The 18013-nt window shown below is 74.9% G+C and carries 17 protein-coding genes; 2 read left to right on the top strand and 15 right to left on the bottom strand.

What is annotated here, in order from left to right; all coding sequences use genetic code 11:
* Positions 1-4: 4 nt before the first annotated feature.
* The 5 genes from EJK16_RS14505 to clpS form a co-directional block, all read right to left on the bottom strand.
* Positions 5-2704, bottom strand: a complete 2700-nt coding sequence (locus EJK16_RS14505; RefSeq protein ID WP_127130542.1) for a phosphoenolpyruvate carboxylase — start codon at positions 2702-2704, stop codon at positions 5-7.
* A 74-nt stretch (positions 2705-2778) separates the two neighbouring features.
* Positions 2779-3573 (bottom strand): MBL fold metallo-hydrolase, encoded by a 795-nt coding sequence (locus EJK16_RS14500; protein ID WP_127130540.1) that lies wholly within the window; start codon positions 3571-3573, stop codon positions 2779-2781.
* Positions 3570-4394 (bottom strand): glutamate racemase, encoded by an 825-nt coding sequence (gene murI, locus EJK16_RS14495; RefSeq protein WP_127130538.1) that lies wholly within the window; start codon positions 4392-4394, stop codon positions 3570-3572. Before murI ends, EJK16_RS14500 begins: the two co-directional genes overlap by 4 nt.
* Positions 4395-4405: 11 nt before the next feature.
* Entirely contained in the window at positions 4406-5089 is a 684-nt protein-coding gene (locus EJK16_RS14490; protein WP_127130536.1) for a DUF2017 family protein, read from the bottom strand.
* Positions 5090-5422 (bottom strand): ATP-dependent Clp protease adapter ClpS, encoded by a 333-nt coding sequence (clpS, locus tag EJK16_RS14485; RefSeq protein ID WP_240646085.1) that lies wholly within the window; start codon positions 5420-5422, stop codon positions 5090-5092.
* A 59-nt stretch (positions 5423-5481) separates the two neighbouring features.
* On the opposite strand from clpS, the gene EJK16_RS14480 reads away from it, so the two are divergent.
* A complete protein-coding gene (locus tag EJK16_RS14480) occupies positions 5482-6852 on the top strand; it encodes a nicotinate phosphoribosyltransferase (RefSeq protein WP_127130532.1) in 1371 nt (456 codons plus the stop codon).
* A 111-nt stretch (positions 6853-6963) separates the two neighbouring features.
* Here EJK16_RS14480 and EJK16_RS19675 read toward each other — a convergent pair whose 3' ends face one another.
* The 5 genes from EJK16_RS19675 to EJK16_RS14460 form a co-directional block, all read right to left on the bottom strand.
* On the bottom strand, positions 6964-7119 hold the full coding sequence (locus tag EJK16_RS19675) for a hypothetical protein (protein ID WP_164737361.1): 156 nt from the start codon (positions 7117-7119) through the stop codon (positions 6964-6966).
* A gap of 112 nt (positions 7120-7231) precedes the next feature.
* A complete protein-coding gene (locus tag EJK16_RS14475) occupies positions 7232-9067 on the bottom strand; it encodes a DEAD/DEAH box helicase (protein WP_240646084.1) in 1836 nt (611 codons plus the stop codon).
* Positions 9064-9435: a DUF3039 domain-containing protein gene (locus tag EJK16_RS14470; RefSeq protein WP_127130530.1), complete on the bottom strand. Its 372-nt coding sequence runs from the start codon at positions 9433-9435 to the stop codon at positions 9064-9066. Before EJK16_RS14470 ends, EJK16_RS14475 begins: the two co-directional genes overlap by 4 nt.
* A gap of 137 nt (positions 9436-9572) precedes the next feature.
* A complete protein-coding gene (gene nagB, locus EJK16_RS14465) occupies positions 9573-10358 on the bottom strand; it encodes a glucosamine-6-phosphate deaminase (protein WP_127130528.1) in 786 nt (261 codons plus the stop codon).
* Between the two features lie 156 nt (positions 10359-10514).
* Positions 10515-10799 (bottom strand): HU family DNA-binding protein, encoded by a 285-nt coding sequence (locus EJK16_RS14460; RefSeq protein WP_127130526.1) that lies wholly within the window; start codon positions 10797-10799, stop codon positions 10515-10517.
* Positions 10800-11104: 305 nt separating this feature from the next.
* Here EJK16_RS14460 and EJK16_RS14455 point away from each other — a divergent pair, with 305 nt between their 5' ends.
* Complete coding sequence (locus tag EJK16_RS14455; protein ID WP_127130524.1) at positions 11105-12097, top strand: aldo/keto reductase; 993 nt, start codon at positions 11105-11107, stop codon at positions 12095-12097.
* 22 nt (positions 12098-12119) lie between these two features.
* Here EJK16_RS14455 and EJK16_RS14450 read toward each other — a convergent pair whose 3' ends face one another.
* The 5 genes from EJK16_RS14450 to EJK16_RS14430 form a co-directional block, all read right to left on the bottom strand.
* Positions 12120-13532: a CoA transferase gene (locus tag EJK16_RS14450; protein ID WP_240646083.1), complete on the bottom strand. Its 1413-nt coding sequence runs from the start codon at positions 13530-13532 to the stop codon at positions 12120-12122.
* Positions 13533-13545: 13 nt separating this feature from the next.
* Positions 13546-14535: an ABC transporter permease subunit gene (locus EJK16_RS14445; protein WP_127130522.1), complete on the bottom strand. Its 990-nt coding sequence runs from the start codon at positions 14533-14535 to the stop codon at positions 13546-13548.
* The gene (locus EJK16_RS14440) at positions 14532-15599 is read right to left on the bottom strand and encodes an ABC transporter ATP-binding protein (protein ID WP_127130520.1); all 1068 of its coding nucleotides are present in this window, start codon (positions 15597-15599) and stop codon (positions 14532-14534) included. Before EJK16_RS14440 ends, EJK16_RS14445 begins: the two co-directional genes overlap by 4 nt.
* Before the next feature lie 163 nt (positions 15600-15762).
* Positions 15763-16788, bottom strand: coding sequence for a low specificity L-threonine aldolase (locus EJK16_RS14435; protein ID WP_127130518.1), 1026 nt, complete (start codon positions 16786-16788; stop codon positions 15763-15765).
* A gap of 35 nt (positions 16789-16823) precedes the next feature.
* On the bottom strand, positions 16824-17954 hold the full coding sequence (locus tag EJK16_RS14430; protein WP_127130516.1) for an aminopeptidase P family protein: 1131 nt from the start codon (positions 17952-17954) through the stop codon (positions 16824-16826).
* Positions 17955-18013: the final 59 nt, after the last annotated feature.

Genomic DNA, 18013 nt, shown 5'->3' with positions numbered 1-18013 from the left:
GGGGTCAGCCGGTGTTCTGCAGGCCCGCGGCCACGCCCTTGAGCGTCAGGAGGAGCAGGCGATGCTGGTCGGCGACCTCCTGCTCGCTCAGCTCGCGGGAGGAGTCGCGCAGCACCCGCAGGGCGCGCAGCTGGAGCAGGGAGAGCGCGTCGACGTAGGGGTTGCGGAGCTGGACCGCGCGCCCGAGGACACGGTGCCCCTCGAGGAGGTGCGCGTGGCCGGTGATCGCCAGGACCCACGTGGTCGTCAGGTCCAGCTCGGCCATGACCATCTGGGCGAGGTCGTCCCGGTCGCCGAGCTCGAGATAGCGCCGCGCGATCCGCGGGTCGGTCTTGGCCAGCGACATCTCGACGTTGTCGATCATCGTGGCCAGCAGCGGCCACTCCGCGTACGCCCGGCGCAGCACGTCGAGGTCGCCGACGGCGTCGAGCGCCGAGCCGAGCCCGAACCACCCGGTGAGGTTGATCCGGGCCTGGGTCCAGGCGAAGTTCCAGGGAATCGCGCGCAGGTCGTCGAGCGACTCCACGCTCAGCCCCCGCCGGGAGGGCCGCGAGCCGATGGCGAGCAGGCCGATCTCCTCCTGCGGGGTGACCTCGGCGAACCAGGGCGCGAAGCCCTCCGCGTGGATGAGCTCGAAGAAGCGTTCCCGCGAGACGGCGTCCAGGCGGGCGGCGAGCTCGGCGTAGCGCTCGGCCGCCCCGGCGTTACGGGACTGGACCGACGGCGCGGACGCCATGAGGGTGGCGGCGGCGACCTGCTCGATGTGGCGCACGGCGATGTCCGGGTTGCCGTAGCGGGCGTTGATGACCTCGCCCTGCTCGGTCACCTTGAACCGCAGCTCCACCGAGTGCGGCGGCTGGGCGAGGATGGCCCGGTTCGCCGGGCCGCCCCCGCGGCCGAGCGCGCCGCCGCGGCCGTGGAACTGCGTGAGGACGATGGCGTTCTCCCGGGCCCACTCCGCGATGCGCTGCTGCGCCTCGTACAGCGCCAGCGTCGCGGAGACCGGGCCGACGTCCTTGGCGGAGTCGGAGTAGCCGAGCATGACCTCCATGCGGCGGTCGGACTGCGCGAGGCGGCGCTGGACGGCGGGCAGCCGCAGCATCCCGTCGAGGATCTCCGGGGCGGCCCTCAGGTCGTCGAAGGTCTCGAACAGCGGGATGACGTCGAGGACGGGCGCCGCCTCGGCGGAGCCGAGGGCCCGCTCGGCGAGGGCGTAGACGTCGGCGATGTTCTGCGCCGACTTGGTGAACGAGATGATGTAGCGCCGGCAGGCGTCCACGCCGTGGCGGCGCTGGACGGAGGCGATGGAGCGGAACGTCTCGAGCACCTCCTCCGGCGGCACGGCCGGCGACGTGACGGAGCCCGGGTCGTCGAGCCACGCGAGGGTCTGCGCGTGGACCTTGGAGTGCTGGCGCACCTCCATCTCCGAGAGGTGGAAACCGAACGTCTCCACCTGCCAGATGAAGTCCTGCAGCGGCCCGTACGCGGCGCGCCCGGCGCCGGCGGCCACCAGCGAGTCCTGGATGACGGCGAGGTCGGCCCGGAGCTCGTCGGCGCCGCCGTAGGCGAGGTCGGCGTCGCGGCGCCGGGTCGCCGCGATTCGCGCGGCGATGACGAGCAGCACGCGGCGGTGCGTCTCGCCGGGCGAGTGCTCGGCCGCCTGCTCCGCCGCCTCGGGCGAGTACTGACGCTGACGCAGCCACAGGGCGGACAGCTCGGGGCTCGGCGGGGTGAAGCGGTCGTCCAGGGTCAGGCCCAGGCCCACCTGGCGGGCCACCCGCTCCAGGGCGGTCAGCACGCGCTCGGAGGACTGCGCGGCGGCCTGGCGGGTGATCGGGGCGGTGACGTTCGGGTTGCCGTCCCGGTCCCCACCGATCCAGGAGCCCAGGCGCACGAACGCGGGAGCCTTCGGCGCCCGCAGCCCGCGGTCCTCGCCCTGGATCCAGTCGTCGAGGCGGCGGTAGACGGCGGGGAAGACGTTGAAGAGCGAGGAGTCGAACACCGCTAGGGAGGTGCGCACCTCGTCCAGCGGGGACGGGTTCGCGGGGCGCAGCTGCGCGGTGCGCCACAGGTTGTCGATCTCGGCCAGCATGCGGCGGCGGTTCTCCTCCAGCGCGCCCGGTCCCATCCGCGGGTCGTCGCGGTCGTCGAGGAGCTCGCTGATACGCCGGATGCTGTTGGCGATCGCGTTCCGCCGCGCCTCGGTCGGGTGCGCCGTCAGCACCGGGTGGAACCGGAGCCCGGCGAGCCTGCGCTCGGCCTCATCCTGGCCCACCTCGCCGGCGAGGTGGGCGAGGGCGGCCGCGATGGAGTCCGACGGGCGCTGCTCGGCCAGGGGCACCTCCCCCTCACGGGCGCGCAGCGTGCGCACGCGGTGCTGCTCCTCAGCCAGGTTCGTCAGGTGGAAGTAGCACGTGAAGGCGCGCGCCACCTCCTCGGCCCGCTCGCTGGAGAAGGACTCCACCAGCGCGGCGGCGCGGGCGAGGTGGTCGCCGCCGCCGTCCTCGACGGCGGCGATCGCCAGCTCCCGCAGCTGCTCGACGTCCTCGAACAGGCCGGGGCGGCCGTACTCGGTGAGCACCTCCCCCAGCAGCCCGCCCAGGTACCGCACGTCGTGGCGCATGGCGTCCGGGATCTCGTGGCGGGCCGCGCCGCGGCTGTTCTGGCCCGTGGTCGCGGCCGTGGGCCGTGCTGCCTCGCTCATGACCTGAAGGTTACCCACGCGGGCCGGGGCGAGCCCCGCGCGACCACGTGCTGAACGGACGGGAAGCCGCGCGGCTACAGCGCCCAGGTGGCGCCCGGGGCCGCCACGTCGACGGGGCCGGCGAAGGCGCCCAGGGCCTCGGCACGCACGACCTCGGGGTCGGTCCACGGCTGCAAATGCGTGAGCACGAGCCGCCGCGCGCGGCCCGCGGCGGCCACTTCACCGGCGCGGCGGCCGGTGAGGTGGATGCCGCGCACGGTGTCCCGGCCCTCCTGGAAGGCGGCCTCGCTGAGCAGCAGGTCGACGTCGCGGGCCAGGTCGACGACGCCGTCGCAGGAGTCGGTGTCGCCGGTGTAGGCGAGGGAAACCTCACGGTCGCCGTGCTCGCTCGGGCCGGTGACCCGGATGCCGTACGCCGGCACCGGGTGACGCATCGGGAAGACGTCGATCCGCAGCGGTCCCACGGCGACGGCGGCGGCCGGGTCGTGCTCCGCGAAGGCGAACTCGCCGGCGTAGTCCTCGTCCTCGTCGTCCCCGCCCACGCCGCGCACGCGCGCGAGCGCCCCGGCGGGGGCGAGGACGGGCAGCGGGCCGAGCGCGGCGCCCGGCCGCCAGCGCCGGTACACCTGCATCCCGATGAGGTCGACCATGTGGTCGGCGTGCAGGTGGGACAGCGCCAGCAGGTCGAGGGCGGCCGGGTCCACGTGGTTCATCAGCGCGCCCATGGCGCCGGGGCCCAGGTCGAGGACGACGGACCAGGTGCGCGGGCGGCCGTCGACGCCCGGCCCCTCCGCCTGGACGAGATAGCACGAGGCGACCGACGCGGGCCCGGACATGGATCCCGAGCAGCCCACCACGGTGAGCCTCACCGCGTGGCCACCAGCTCGTCGGCCGGGTACACGTCCGCGACCTCCGGGCCCATGAAGCGCCGGGCCAGGCGCCCGAAGGACTCGGTCTCGCCCGTGGCGAGGAAGCGGTGCTCGGGTGGGCCGGCGGCCGGTGCGCGGGAGAGGTCGTGGGCCACGAGCGTGCGGTAGACGTCCTTGGCCGTCTCCTCGGCGGAGGACACGAGCGTGACCTCGTCGCCCATGACGTAGGAGATGACGCCGGTCAGCAGCGGGTAGTGCGTGCAGCCGAGCACGAGGGTGTCCACGCCCGCCGAGCGCACGGGCTCGAGGTACTCCTCGGCGACCCGCAGCACCTCCGGGCCCGACGTCACGCCGCGCTCGACGAGCTCGACGAACCGGGGCGCGGCCGCCATGGTGAGCTGGAGCTGCGGCGCGGCGGCGAAGGCGTCCCGGTAGGCGCCGGACTCGATCGTCGCGCGGGTGCCGATGACGCCGACCTTGCCCGTGCGGGTGGCGGCGACGGCGCGGCGCACGGCCGGCTGGATGACCTCGACCACGGGCACCCCCGCGTCGATCGTGTACCGCTCGCGGGCGTCGCGGAGCACCGCGGCCGAGGCGGAGTTGCAGGCAATGACGAGGATCTTGACGCCGGAGGTCACGAGCCGGTCCATGACGTCGAGCGCCAGGGCCCGGACCTGGGCGATCGGCTTGGGTCCATAGGGCGAGTTGAGCGTGTCGCCGATGTAGAGGACGGACTCGCCGGGGAGCTGGTCGATCACGGCACGGGCCACGGTGAGGCCGCCCACGCCGGAGTCGAATATGCCGATCGGTGAATCGTTCACGACTTCGGAGCCTAGTGCGAGCGCCGACGCCGCCGCATCGCCTCCAGGAGTGACTCCTGCCACCATGTCAGCGCCGCGTACATCGTCGCGAGGGCGTCCGTGACCTCCTCCTCGAGGTCGGCGTCGGCGTCCCCGGAGCGCAGCCGGTCCGGCCGCTCGGCGCGGGCGTAGACGGCCTCGGCGTCGGCCTCGCCCTCGATGCCGAGCCGGGAGGCCAGGACGAGCCGCACGTCCGTGAGCGCCGCGAGCCAGGCCCCCTCGTCCCCGGCGCGCACGACGACGGCGTCCTTGGGACCGGCGGGGTGCTGGAGCTCGCGCCAGACGAGCGTCAGGCGCGAGACCTTGCCGCCGCGCAGCGAGTGCTCGGTCAGGGCCCGCAGCTCCGCGGACAGGCGCGGGTCGTCGTGGCTCATCGGGGGCAGCAGCCGGGCGAGCGCGGGATCGGCCGGGGCGTCGGGGGCGTCGTCCTCGGACGGGTCGAAGTCCAGGGCGGCGAGCACGGCGTCGTCCCCGGTCAGGCGGCGGGCGTGGCTCGGGCGGCCCGGCATCTCCGTGGCCCCCGGCTGGCCGGCCGTCGCCGTGAGGTCCGCGCCGAGGAGCTCCGCGGTGTCGGCGACGAGCCGGGCGATGACGGCGCGCTCGGCGGCCTCCAGGCGCGAGGCGTGGCCCCCCGGGACCGGGACGAAGGCGTGCATCTACCGGCCCTCCTGCTCGAGGGTGGCCCAGAGGCCGTAGGAGTGCATGGCCTGCACATCGACCTCCATCTGCTCGCGGGGCCCGGAGGAGACCACCGCCCGTCCCTCGGTGTGGACCTGCATCATCAGCCGGGTGGCCACGGCCTCGTCGTAGCCGAAGTAGCTCTGGAACACGTAGGTCACGTAGGTCATGAGGTTGACCGGGTCGTCCCACACGATCGTGCGCCACGCATGATCGGGTACCGCCTGCTCGGCGTCGCGGGTCGCCTCCCGCTCGGCGGGCGCGCTGCCGACGCGCGGGCGCGGCAGGGTCGTGGAAGGTGCGGGACTCACGCGCACCACTGTAGGGGCGATATCGGTCGATGGTGTGACCGTCCCGTTACGGTTGGGCCATGGGAAGAACGGGTAGCACGGCGCTGCTGACGGACATGTACGAGCTGACGATGGTCGAGAGCGCGATGCGCTCGGGCACGGCGCAGCGCCGCAGCGTCTTCGAGGTCTTCGGCAGGCGCCTGCCCCTGGGCCGGCGCTACGGCGTGGTCGCCGGCACCGCCCGGGTGCTCGACGCCCTCGAGGCGTTCCGCTTCGGGCCGGAGGAGATCGACTTCCTCGCCTCCGCCGGCGTCGTGCACGGCGACACCCTCGACTTCCTGCGCGAGTACCGGTTCCGCGGCTCCATCACCGGCTACGGGGAGGGCGAGTGCTTCTTCCCCGGCTCCCCGATCCTCACCGTCGAGGGCACGTTCGCGGACGCCGTCCTCCTGGAGACGGTGATCCTCTCGATCCTCAACCACGACAGCGCGGTCGCCGCCGCCGCGTCCCGCATGACCATGGCCGCCCACGGGCGCCCGTGCCTGGAGATGGGGGCGCGGCGCACGCAGGAGGAGGCGGCCGTCGCCGCCGCACGCGCCGCCGTCGTCGGTGGCTTCGCCGGCACGTCGGTCCTGGAGGCGGGACGCTCCTACGGCATCCGCACCATCGGCACCGCCGCGCACTCCTTCACGCTCCTGCACGACGACGAGGAGTCCGCGTTCGAGGCGCAGGTGGCCACCCTCGGGCCGGCCACGACGTTGCTGGTGGACACGTACGACGTCACCCGCGGGGTCGCGCGGGCCGTGGCCGCCGCCCGCGCGGCCGGCGGCGAGCTCGGCGCCGTGCGCCTCGACTCCGGCGACCTCGTGGCGCAGGCGTTCACGGTCCGCGAGCAGCTCGACGCCCTCGGGGCGACGAGCACCAGGATCACCGTCACCTCGGACCTGGACGAGTACGCCATCGCCGCGCTGAACGCCGCCCCGGTCGACTCCTACGGGGTGGGCACCCGCCTGGTCACCGGCTCGGGCCACCCCACCGCCGAGCTGGTCTACAAGCTGGTCTCCCGCGAGGACCCGACCGGGCGGATGGAGGAGGTCGCGAAGGCGTCGGCGTCGAAGGCGTCGCTGGGTGGCCTGAAGGTCGCGGGCCGCGTGCTCGACGCGGAGGGGCGCGCCGCCGAGGAGCTCGTCGTCGCGGCCGGCAGCGCACAGGCCGGCTTGGCCGAGCTGGAGCGGGCGGGGGCCCGGCCGCTGCAGGTCCCGCTGGTCCGCGACGGCGAGATCGTCGAGGAGCACCGCGGCCCGGGTGCGCTCGCCGCGGCGACCCGGCGCCACTTCGCCTCGCGCGCGGAGCTGCCCTACGCCGCGTGGCGGCTGAGCGAGGGCGAGCCGGGCATCCCCACGCGGCACATGGACATCGACATGACGGACGACGCGACCTTCGTCATCTGAGCGCCGCCAGCAGGCGCGGGCCCACACACGCGTCGAGCGCCGCAGGCTGGCCTGCGGCGCTCGATGCGTGATGACGTCCGGCGGGGCGGTGCAGCCCCGCCCAGGCTCGGCCTAGACGCGTGTCCGGCCGCGCGAGACGAACGTCATGATGAGGGAGACCACGAGGACGATGACTCCCAACCACACCAGGAATGAGCCGATGTTCGTCGCCACTCCCAGGATGAGGAGGATGACGCCGACGACGATAAGGGTGAGCCAGAGAGACATGTGATCCTCCTGTTCGAGCGCCGGACGGCTCTGTTCGTGCCGTCCCGAGAATCGCGCGTGCTGAGCCTGGCACCGCTTGCCCCTTCCCGCATCCGGAGAGCGCCGCGGCAGGTCAGCTGCGGCCCACGAACCACTTCCGCAGCTGGGCGATGCGCGCCTCGATCTCCTCGGTGCGCGCGAGGGCCACCTCGGGGCCGCCGCACCTGCTGCGCAACTCCGTGTGGACGACGCCGTGGGGCTTGCCCGAGCGCCGCGACCAGGCGGAGACGAGGGAGGAGAGCTCCTTCCGGGCGGCGGCGCGGCGGCGGTGGTCCTCGACGCCGGCGTTCTGCTCCCGCACGGCCGTGGCCTCGGAGCTGCGCTTCTGGGCCTTGACCTGCTCCGCCTGGCGGGCACGCAGCAGCGTGGTCACCTGCTCGGGCTCGAGCAGGCCGGGGATGCCCAGGTACTCCTGCTCCTCGACGGAGCCCACCGCCGCACCGGTGCCGAACTCGCCACCGTCGAAGAGGACCTTGTCGAAGGTGGCCTGCGCCTCGAGGGCCTCGAACCCGGGCAGCATGAGGTCGTCGCTGGCCTTCTCGGCGCGGTTGGCCTGCGCGACGAGGGCGTCCTCCGGGTTGAAGAAGTCGCCCTTCTCCTCGGAGGTGAGCACCCGGTCGAGGGCGTGGTTGCGCTCCACCTCGAGCTCGCCGGCCAGGCCGAGCAGGTGAGGCACCGAGGGCAGGAAGACCGAGGCGGTCTCCCCGCGGCGCCGGGCACGGACGAAGCGGCCCACGGCCTGGGCGAAGAACAGCGGCGTCGCGGTCGCGGTGGCGTAGACGCCGACCGCGAGCCGGGGCACGTCGACGCCCTCGGAGACCATGCGCACCGCGACCATCCACCGCTGCTCCCCCGCGGCGAACTCCTCGATGCGCCCGGACGCGCCGTCGTCGTCGGAGAGGACGGTCACGGCCTTCTCCCCCGTGATCTCGCCGAGGATCTTGGCGTAGGCCCGCGCCACGGTCTGGTCGGTGGCGATGACCAGCCCGCCGGCGTCGGGCACGGCCCGGCGCACCTCGGTCAGGCGCTGGTCCGCCGCGGCCAGCACGGCCGGGATCCACTCGCCCTTCGGGTCGAGCGCGGTGCGCCAGGCCTGGGCGGTCATGTCCTTGGTCAGCGGGTCGCCGAGCGTCGCGGCGACCTCGTCGCCGGCCTTGGTGCGCCAGCGCATCTGCCCGGAGTAGCTCAGGAAGATCACCGGGCGCACGACGCCGTCGCGCAGGGCGTCGCCGTAGTTGTAGGAGTAGTCGGCGCGCGAGCGCCGGATGCCGGCGCCGTCACGTTCGTACTCCACGAACGGGATGGCCGCGGTGTCGGAACGGAACGGCGTCCCGGTCAGCGACAGGCGCCGCCGGGCCGGCTCGAACGCCTCACGGACGGCGTCGCCCCAGCTGAGCGCGTCCCCGCCGTGGTGGACCTCGTCGAGGATGACGAGCGTGGGCTCCGCCGTCGTGCGGTTGTGGTGCAGCGCGGCGTTCGCGGCGACCTGCGCGTACGTCACGGCGACGCCGTCGAAGCCGGCGCCGTGGCGGCCCTGGGCGTTCTTGAAGCTCGGGTCCAGCCGGACGCCGACCCGCGCGGCGGCGTCGGCCCACTGCGACTTGAGGTGCTCGGTGGGGCACACCACGGTGATGCGGCGGACCACCCCGCGGGCGAGGAGCTCGGTGGCGATGCGCAGCGCGAACGTCGTCTTGCCGGCGCCGGGCGTGGCGACCGCGAGGAAGTCCCGCGGCTGGGTCTCGAGGTACTGCTGCAGCGCCTCCGCCTGCCAGGCGCGCAGGCGCGACGCCGTCCCCCAGGCCGCGCGCGCCGGATAGGCGGGCGAGAGCTGCTCGGCGGCCGTCGTGGAGACGGCGACGGGCCCGGCGGGATGGATCGGCGAGGACCTGCGCTGGAGCGGGGCGGTCACTCCCCGCTTCCCGAGGCGCCGCCCTTGCCCTTGCCGCGCCCGAACGGCCAGCCGCCGCGGCCCGTGCCGCCCTCGTCGCCGCCGGGATTCATCCCCTCGTAGATGGCCTTGCACGTAGGGCACACCGGGTACTTCTTCGGGTCGCGCCCCGGCGTCCACACCTTCCCGCACAGCGCGATCACGGGCTGGCCCGTGATCGCCGAGGCGGTGATCTTGTCCTTGCGGACGTAGTGCGCGTAGCGCTCGTCGTCACCCGGCGAGGTCTGCTCGCGCAGCTCCTCGCGCTCGAGCACGCTCGTGCCCCCGGCCGTGGACGGCGAGGGTGCCGGCTGCGGGCCGGTCGGCTGGTCGGGGGTCGTGGAGCTCATGCGGCCAGTCTAAGCACCGCCGCCCACGCGCCGCCCGCGCCGTCGTGGGGCGTCGCGCACACCGCCCGTGGCCCGCGGCGCCGCGGGCGGGCCCGGCCGCACACCGGTCCGCGGCGCCGCCGCGCGCCGCGGACCGCTCAGATGCGCTGCCAGGGGGGCTTGTTCGCGTAGATCTCGCGGTAGTAGGCGCGCAGCGTCAGGCGCGAGGCGGCGGCCTCGTCCACGAGCACCGTGACGTGGGGGTGGTGCTGCATGACCGTGGCGGGCCACATGGCGCTCACGGCGCCCTCGACCAGCTGGTGAACGGCCTCGGCCTTTCCCGTGCCGGTGGCCACGAGGACGAGGTGGCGGGCGGACATGATCGTCGCCAGGCCCTGCGTGAGGCAGTGCCGCGGGACGGCGTCGATGTCGCCGTCGAAGAACCGGGCGTTGTCCGCCCGGGTCTGCGCGGTCAGGGTCTTGATGCGGGTGCGCGAGGCGAGGGAGGAACCGGGCTCGTTGAAGCCGATGTGCCCGTCGGTGCCGATCCCGAGCAGCTGCAGGTCCACCCCTCCCGCGCGGGCGATGGCGGCCTCGTAGGCCTCGCACGCCGCGGGGATGTCCTCGGCGTTGCCGTCGGGGCCCTGCACGGCCCCGGGCGCGAAGTCGACGCGGGAGGCGACGTCCCGCTCGATGACGTTGCGGTAGCGCTCCGGGTGGTCGCCGGGGAGCCCGACGTACTCGTCCAGCATGAAGGCCCGCGCGCGGGCGAAGGACACGCGTCCGTCCGCGTACCGGCGGGTCACCTCGTCGTAGATCGCCAGCGGGCTCGAGCCGGTCGCCAGGCCCAGCACGGCCTCCGGCTTGGCGGCCAGCAGCCGCTCGACGGCGTCGGCGACCAGCACGGCGATCGCCTGCGCCCCGGACTCGATGACGACCTCCACATGACCCTCCTCGGTCGCGGCGGTGGTGCCTGTCAGGGGCAGCGTAGTGACACCGGGCCGACCTGGCGGGCGGCCCGCGCGCCGCGACGCGCGGCCGACATGCAAAGACGGGCAGAGCCGCGAGGCCCTGCCCGTCGTTCGCGCCTCAGCGCGACGTCACTTGGCCGCGACGGCCTTCTTCAGGGCCGAGCCGGCGGAGATCTTGACGCCGAAGCCGGCGGGGATCTGGATCTCCTCGCCGGTGCGGGGGTTGCGGCCGGTGCGGGCCGCGCGCTCGACGCGCTCAACGCTCAGCAGGCCGGTGACCTTGACGGCCTCGCCCTTGCCGAGGGAGTCCACCAGGACATCCTGGAGCGCCGAGAGAGCAGCGTCTGCCTGCGTCTTGGTGAGCGAGGAGCGCTCGGCGACTGCGGCGACGAGCTCGGTGCGGTTGACGGACATGAAAACCCTCTCATCGTTCGGTTTGGGCACCTAGATCGCGGTGCCGCTGCGCCGACACTACGCACACGTCGGCGCGAATGTCGCATCTACGCGCCGATTTTCCGCGTGTCTGCGCGCCTGAGGGCCCTCCGGACGGTCCTGGGAGGCCCGGGGGGGAGTCGCCTCCGTCACATCTCGGTCCCTCGTCGCGGGCGTCCCGGGAGCCGGCGCCGCGACGGGCCGGGACCGGACGCCCGTCGGCGCCCGGGGGGCGGGCACGGCAGGATGTGCCCGACAGGACGTCACCGAGCAGAGAGACGGGCACCATGGAAGAACGCACCTTGGGTCGCACCAGCCGGAAGGTCTCGGTGGTGGGCCTGGGCACGTGGCAGCTGGGCGCCGACTGGGGCGAGGTGGACGAGGCCGCGGCCACCGGTGTCCTCGCGGCGGCCGTGGACGCCGGCGTCACCTTCTTCGACACGGCCGACGTCTACGGCGACGGGCGCAGCGAGCAGCTCATCGGCAGGTTCCTGCGGAACAACCCCGGCATCCGGCTGACCGTGGCCACCAAGATGGGACGGCGCGTGCCGCAGGTCCCGGAGGCGTACCACCTCGACGCCTTCCGGGCGTGGACGGACCGGTCACGGCTCAACCTCGGCACGGACTGCCTCGACCTGGTCCAGCTCCACTGCCCGCCGTCGTCGGTGCACGCCAGCGGGCAGGTGTTCGAGGCCCTGGAGACGCTCGTGGACGAGGAGCGGATCGCCGCGTACGGCGTGAGCGTGGAGACGTGCGCACAGGCGCTGGACGCGATGACGCACCCGAACCTGGCCAGCGTGCAGATCATCCTCAACGCGTTCCGCCGCAAGCCGCTCGAGGAGGTGCTGCCGACCGCCGCGGAGAAGGGCGTCGGCGTCATCGCCCGGGTCCCGCTCGCCTCCGGGCTGCTCGCCGGCCGATACTCCGGCGAGACGGTCTTCGCCGCGACCGACCACCGCACCTTCAACCGTGCCGGCGAGAGCTTCGACGTGGGCGAGACGTTCTCGGGCGTGGACTTCGCCGCCGGGGTCGACGCCGCGGCCGCCTTCACCGACCTGGTCGCCGCGTACGGCCCCGAGGGCGCGACCCCGGCCCAGGTGGCGCTCCGGTGGGTGGTCCAGATGGGCGCGACGACGGTCATCCCGGGGGCGCGGAACGCGGAGCAGGCCCGGGCCAACGCGGCGGCCGCGGACCTGCCGCCGCTCTCCGACGAGCTCCTGGCCGCCGTCGAGCGGCTCTACGACGACCGCATCCGGCCCCAGGTGCACGCGCGCTGGTGAGGCCGGCCCAGGCGGCTCAGCCTCACCGCCACGTCAGCGGTGCCTGCCCGTAGGGCGCCGGGGCGCTCGGGAAGTCCAGCGGCACCCCGTCGCACGTGAGCGGGGGCGGCACGTACTCGAGGGGGCCGTAGGACGACCGCCGCGTGCGGAGGCGGGGCGGCCGGGGCTCGGCGCGCCCGTCGGTCACCGCCGGCATGTCGAGGAGCTGGGTGGCCACCCGGGCGAGGCTGATCCGCGCGTGCGCGCCACCGGAGTCGCGGCCGGCGAGGAGCCGCATCACGGCGGCCGCGAGCAGGTACCCGCTCGCGTGGTCGAGCGCCTGGACGGGCAGCGCCCCGGGCGCCCACTCCCCCGCCGGCGCCGCGCTCCCCGGCCGCGCGCCGCCGTAGCGGTGCCCGATGCCGGTGGCCACCTGGACGATCGAGTCGAAGCCGCGTTCGTGGGCCCACGCCCCGGCGGGGCCCCAGGCCGAGAGCTCCGCGACGACGAGGGTGGGGTGGCGCTCGAGGAGGGCCGCGCCGTCGAGCCCGAAGCGGGCCAGCGCGCCCGGGCGGTACCCGGTGACGACGACGTCGGCGCCGCGCAGGAGGTCCTCGACGTCCCGCCGGGTCGCGGGGTCGGCCAGGTCGGCCACCGCGGAGCGCTTGGCGAAGCCGGTGTCGAGGTGCTGGTCCAGCAGCTCGGGGCTACCCGGTGGGTCCACCCGGAGCACGTCGGCGCCCAGGGCACCCAGCACACGGGTGGCGGTCGGGCCCGCGATCACGCGGGTGAGGTCGAGGACGCGCAGGCCCGCCATCGGGCCGTCGCCGGTGCCGGGCAGCGGGCGGGAGGCGGCGGTGCGCCCGGCCGCCTCGACCAGCGGCCCGGCGGCGACGACGCGGCCGTGCTCGTGGGCGCGCCACTCCTCCGGCGTGCGGAGCGCGGCCGCCACGCCGCCGCGGGCACGCACGAGCGTCTCGACGGCGTGGGCGGGCAGCGCCGCGACCGCGGCGGCCACGAGGGGCCGCGCCGCGTCGTCGTCCGCCGTGACCGGGAGCGCCAGCGCCTCGAGCAGGCCGCGGCGGTGGTGCGGGTAGTTGGCGTGCGCGCGCACCCAGCCGTCCGATGCGCGGAAGAAGCCCGACAGCGGGGCCCAGGCGGTCACCTCCCGGCCCGCGACGCGCAGGTGGGCGAAGGAGTGGAACGCGGCGGCGACGTCGCGGCTGTCCACGCTCGGTGCCACCGGCCGGCCGCGCCGGGTGGCGAGCGCCGAGGCCGCCCGGGCGGCCTCGCGGACGGTGGCCACGGCCAAGCCCTCCACGTCCAGCGGGCCGTCCCAGAGGCGGCGCGGACCGGTGACGGGGACGTCCCCGTCACCGGCCGCGACCTGGCCGGCGCGAAGGGCCGTGCCGGCCAGGTCGAGCTCGGGCCACGGAGTCCGCGGGGGCGCGCCCACGCGGCTCAGACTGTCACGAGACGTCCCGGCGGCGGAAGACGAGCGCCACCACCGCGATGAGCACCGCCGCGAGCGCCAGGAGGTACGCGACGCTGTGCCCGAAGCTCAGGGTGTGCTCGACGTAGCTGCACATGGTCCCGGTGCCGTCGGTGGTGCAGTCCTCCACGGGGTAGGTGGTCCCGTTGTCGGTCCAGCTCCGGATGTTCGTGGTGAGCAGCCACGGCTGCGTGCCGCGGAACAGTCCGCCGAGGATGCCCTCGACCACGACGACGTAGCCCACGACCGCCCCGAGCACGGCCGCGGTGTGGCGCAGCAGGATCCCGAGGGCGGCGCCGACCATGGCGCTGACCGCGGTGATCGCCGCGACCCGGCCCGCGGTCCATCGGGTGTCCGACCACGCCGCGCCGGTCATGCCGCCGGCCTGGCCGACGGCGGCCGCGATGGCCCACGCGCCCACCACGACGACAACGATGGCGAGGACCGCGAACGGGAGCACCCCCGCGCCGGATGCCAGCACCTTGCTGCCGTAGACGCGCAGGCGGCGCGGCTCGAAGGTCAGCCAGGTGCCCAGGGCGCCCGTGCTCAGCTCCGCGGCCGTGGCCGTGGCCCCGACCAGGAGGGCGAGGAAGATCAGCAGGTTGGCGTGCATGGAGAGCAGGGAGGGCATCGTCTGCTCCAGCGGCGGCGGCGCGCGGTAGAAGTCCGCCTCCTGAGGGGGCGCGTTCTGGCACCCGTAGTCCACGTCCGTGCCGGTGGCCTCCCGCTCGGCTGCCTGGGCGTCGAGGCAGTCCGCGAACCACGTCTCGCCGTTCTCCTCCCAGTCGGCGACGGCCTGCTCGTAGTAGGCCGCCGCCTGACGCTGCTCCGCGGCGGACATCGGCCGGGACTGCTGCCACACGCCCACCAGGGCGAGCGCGGAGACGAGCAGGCCCGCGACCATCGCCAGCACGACGAGGCGGCGCGAGAAGAGCCGCCGCACCTCGACCTTCGTCAGGCGGGTCACGCCGCACCTCCGTCGGCGGACGCACCGGTGGGCGCCGGGAAGGAGAGGCCCGCCGCCCGGTCCGGCCCGCCGGGCGGCGCCGCGGGTGGGCCGCCACGGACGGCCCGTCGGCCGCGGCCCCGCCGGATCTCCTCACCCAGCGCCTCCCCCTGGGTCAGGTCCAGGAAGGCCGACTCCAGGTCGGCGCGGACCGCAACGAGCTCGTTGACGTAGAGCCCGCTCTGCGCCAGGAGGTAGGTGATGCGGGCGGGGTCGGCCTCGCCCTGGACGCGGAGGTACGGGCCCTCCGGCGTCGCGGCCAGGCCCGCCCGGGCGAGGACCTGCCACGCCGCCGCGGGGTCGGCCACCCCGACGCGGACGGCCGACGTCGCCCGGTTGCCGATGACCTCGGCGACGGGCCCGGTGGCCAGCAGGCGGCCGCGGCCGATGATGGAGACGGTGTCGGCGATGTGCTCGACCTCGGCCAGGAGGTGGCTGCTGACCAGGACGGTGCGCCCCTCGGCGCCGAGGCGGCGCATGGTCTCGCGGATGTCGCGGATCCCGGCCGGGTCCAGGCCGTTGGTCGGCTCGTCGAAGATGAGCAGGTCCGGGCTCTTCAGGAGCGTCGCGGCGATCGCGAGGCGTTGCTTCATGCCGAGGGAGTAGGTGCGGTACCGGTCGCGTGCGCGCTCCCGCAGACCCGTGGCCTCGAGCACCTCGTCCACCCGGGTGCGGGGGGCGTCGATCGCCTCGGCGAGCAGGGCAAGGTTCTTCGCGCCGGTGAAGGTGGGGAAGAACTTGGGCGACTCGACGATCGCACCCACCCGCCCGATGACCTCGGGCAGGGCATGGGGCACCTCGTGGCCGAAGATCCGCATGGTGCCGGAGTCGGCGCGGATCAGGCCGAGGAGCATCCTGATCGAGGTGGTCTTGCCCGAGCCGTTCGGCCCGAGGAACCCGTGGACGCCGCCGGCGGGCACCCGCAGGTCCAGGCCCTGCACGGCCACCTGGCGTCCGCGGCGGGTGCGGTACGTCTTGCGCAGCCCGGTCGTCTCGATGGCCAGGTCCGCCGCTGGTGCGCTCATCCGCGAAGCTCCGTGGGTGGTCGGGACGGTCGCCCGGGACGGTGACCTGCGCCGACGCTATCGGAACCGGTCGGACGCTGACCGCATATCGCGGGCGGTCCGGCGGTGTCGCGGCGGTCCGGGGGTGTCGCGGCACCCGGCGGGGGGTACGGCTCGGCGCGGCTCAGAAGTGGCGGCCCAGGGCCGCGACGAGCGCGTCGACGTCCTCCTCGGTCGTGTCGAAGGAGGCGACGGCGCGGACCACCCCGGCGGCGCGGTCCCAGGCCAGGACGGGCGCGTCCGCGACGACCGCGGGCAGCGCCGCGGGCGGGACCGGGATGAACACGGCGTTGGCCTGGACCGGGTACACCGGCTCGACGCCGAGCGGGCGCAGGCGGGCGGCGAGCAGGTCGGCCGCGTCGTTGGCGTGCGCGGCGTTGCGCCGCCACAGGCCGTCCTCGAGCAGCGCGAGGAGCTGCGCGGAGACGAACCGCATCTTCGAGGCGAGCTGGGTCGAGGCCTTGCGCAGCCGGGCGACGGGCTCGGCGAGCGCCGGGTCGAGCACGACGATGGCGTCGCCGAGGAGCAGGCCGTTCTTGGTGCCGCCGAAGGAGAGGACGTCCACGCCGACGTCGGTGGTCAGCTCGCGCAACGTGGCGCCGAGCCGGGCCGCGGCGTTGGCGAGGCGGGCGCCGTCGATGTGCACGCGCGCGCCGCGCGAGCGGGCGAAGGTGGTGAGGGCCGCGAGCTCGGCGGCGGTGTAGGTGGTGCCGAGCTCGGTGCTCTGGGCGAGGGTGATCGCGGCGGGGCGGGCGTGGTGGACGGTGCCGTCGTAGGCGTCGAACGCGGGGGCGAGGAGCTCCGGGGTGGCCCTGCCCGCGACGGAGGGCACGGTGACGATGCGGGCGCCGCCGACGAGCTGCGGGGCGGTGGACTCGTCGTTGACCATGTGGGAGTCGGCGGTGGCGACCGCGGCGTCCCACCGCTGCAGCAGGGCCTGGACGGCGACGACGTTCGCGCCCGTGCCGTTGAAGACCGGGAAGACCTGGGCGTCGGCGCCGAAGAGGTCGCGGACCCTCTCCTCGAGCGCGGCGGTGAGCGGGTCGGCCCCGTAGGACGGCGCGTGGCCCTCGTTGGCGGCCGTGAGGGCGGCGAGCACCGCGGGGTGCACTCCGGAGGCGTTGTCACTGGTGAAGCCGCGCGTCGTCATGGCGCCATTCTCGCGGGTGCGCGGCGACGTCCGGGCTAACCCACCACGCCCAGGCCGTGGTCGGAGTTGTTCAGGCGCCGGCCGCCGCCCGCCGTGACGGTCACGATGTCCTCGATCCGCACCCCAAAGCGGCCGGCCAGGTAGATGCCGGGCTCGATGGAGAAGCACATGCCCGGCCGCAGCGGCTGTTCCTCCCCCTCGACGAGGTAGGGCGGCTCGTGCGTGGTCACGCCGATGCCGTGGCCGGTGCGGTGGACGAACTGCTCGCCGAACCCGGCCTCCGTGATCACAGCCCTGGCGACCCGGTCGATCTCCTGGCAGGACACCCCAGGACGCACGGCCTCGAAGGCCGCCTGCTGCGCCCGCCGGACGACGTCGTGCACGGCCCGGACCTCCTGGCGTGGCTCGCCGACGGAGACGGTGCGCGTGGTGTCGGAGCCGTAACCGTGCATGAGGCCGCCGAAGTCCAGCACGACGGCGTCACCCGGCTCGATGCCCCGGTCCCCCGCCTCGTGGTGGGGGTTCGCCCCGTTCGGGCCGGCGCCCACGATGGTGAAGTCGACCTGCTCGTGCCCGTGCTCGCGGAGCAGGGCGTCGAGGTCCGCCGCGACGTCCCGCTCGCGCCGGCCGGCGAAGGGCCGGCGGAGGATCTCGGCGTACGTCGCGTCGGCGGCCGCGCCGGCCAGGTCGAGGCGGTCGAGCTCGGCCCGGTCCTTGACCGCACGCAGCATGGGCAGGCTCCGGGACAGGGACCGGTACCGCGTGCCCGGCAGGGCCCGCTGGAGCTCGAGCAGGTGCAGGGCCCAGGTGGAGTCGGAGACCCCGAACGTCCCGTCCGCCCGGAGGAGTGCGCCGGCGGCCTCGTACGGGTCCGTCCCGTCGACCCAGCCGACCAGACGCAGGCGCGGCGCGCCGGTGGCGGCCTCGGCGTCGGGCAGCTCGAGGGTGGGCACGATGAGCGTCGGCTCCTGGTCCGGGGCGAGGACCAGCAGGGTGAGCCGCTCGGTGCTCGCCGGGGGCTGGTACCCGGTCAGCCACACCAGGTCGGGCCCCGGGGCGACGACGACGCCGGCCAGCCCGGCCTGGCGCGCCTCGTCAGTCGCGCGGGTCATGCGGGCCGCGTAGTCCGTGGCGGTGAACGGCACGGGCGGGTGCGTCTCGGTCATGGCGGTCTCCTCCGCGGGCTCCTCCCGGTCACCGGGGACCGGGGGCTTCCGGCACGATC

The sequence above is a fragment of the Georgenia sp. SYP-B2076 genome, from assembly GCF_003991205.1.
Lineage (GTDB): Bacteria > Actinomycetota > Actinomycetes > Actinomycetales > Actinomycetaceae > Georgenia.
This window is presented reverse-complemented; position numbering and strand designations above follow the sequence as displayed.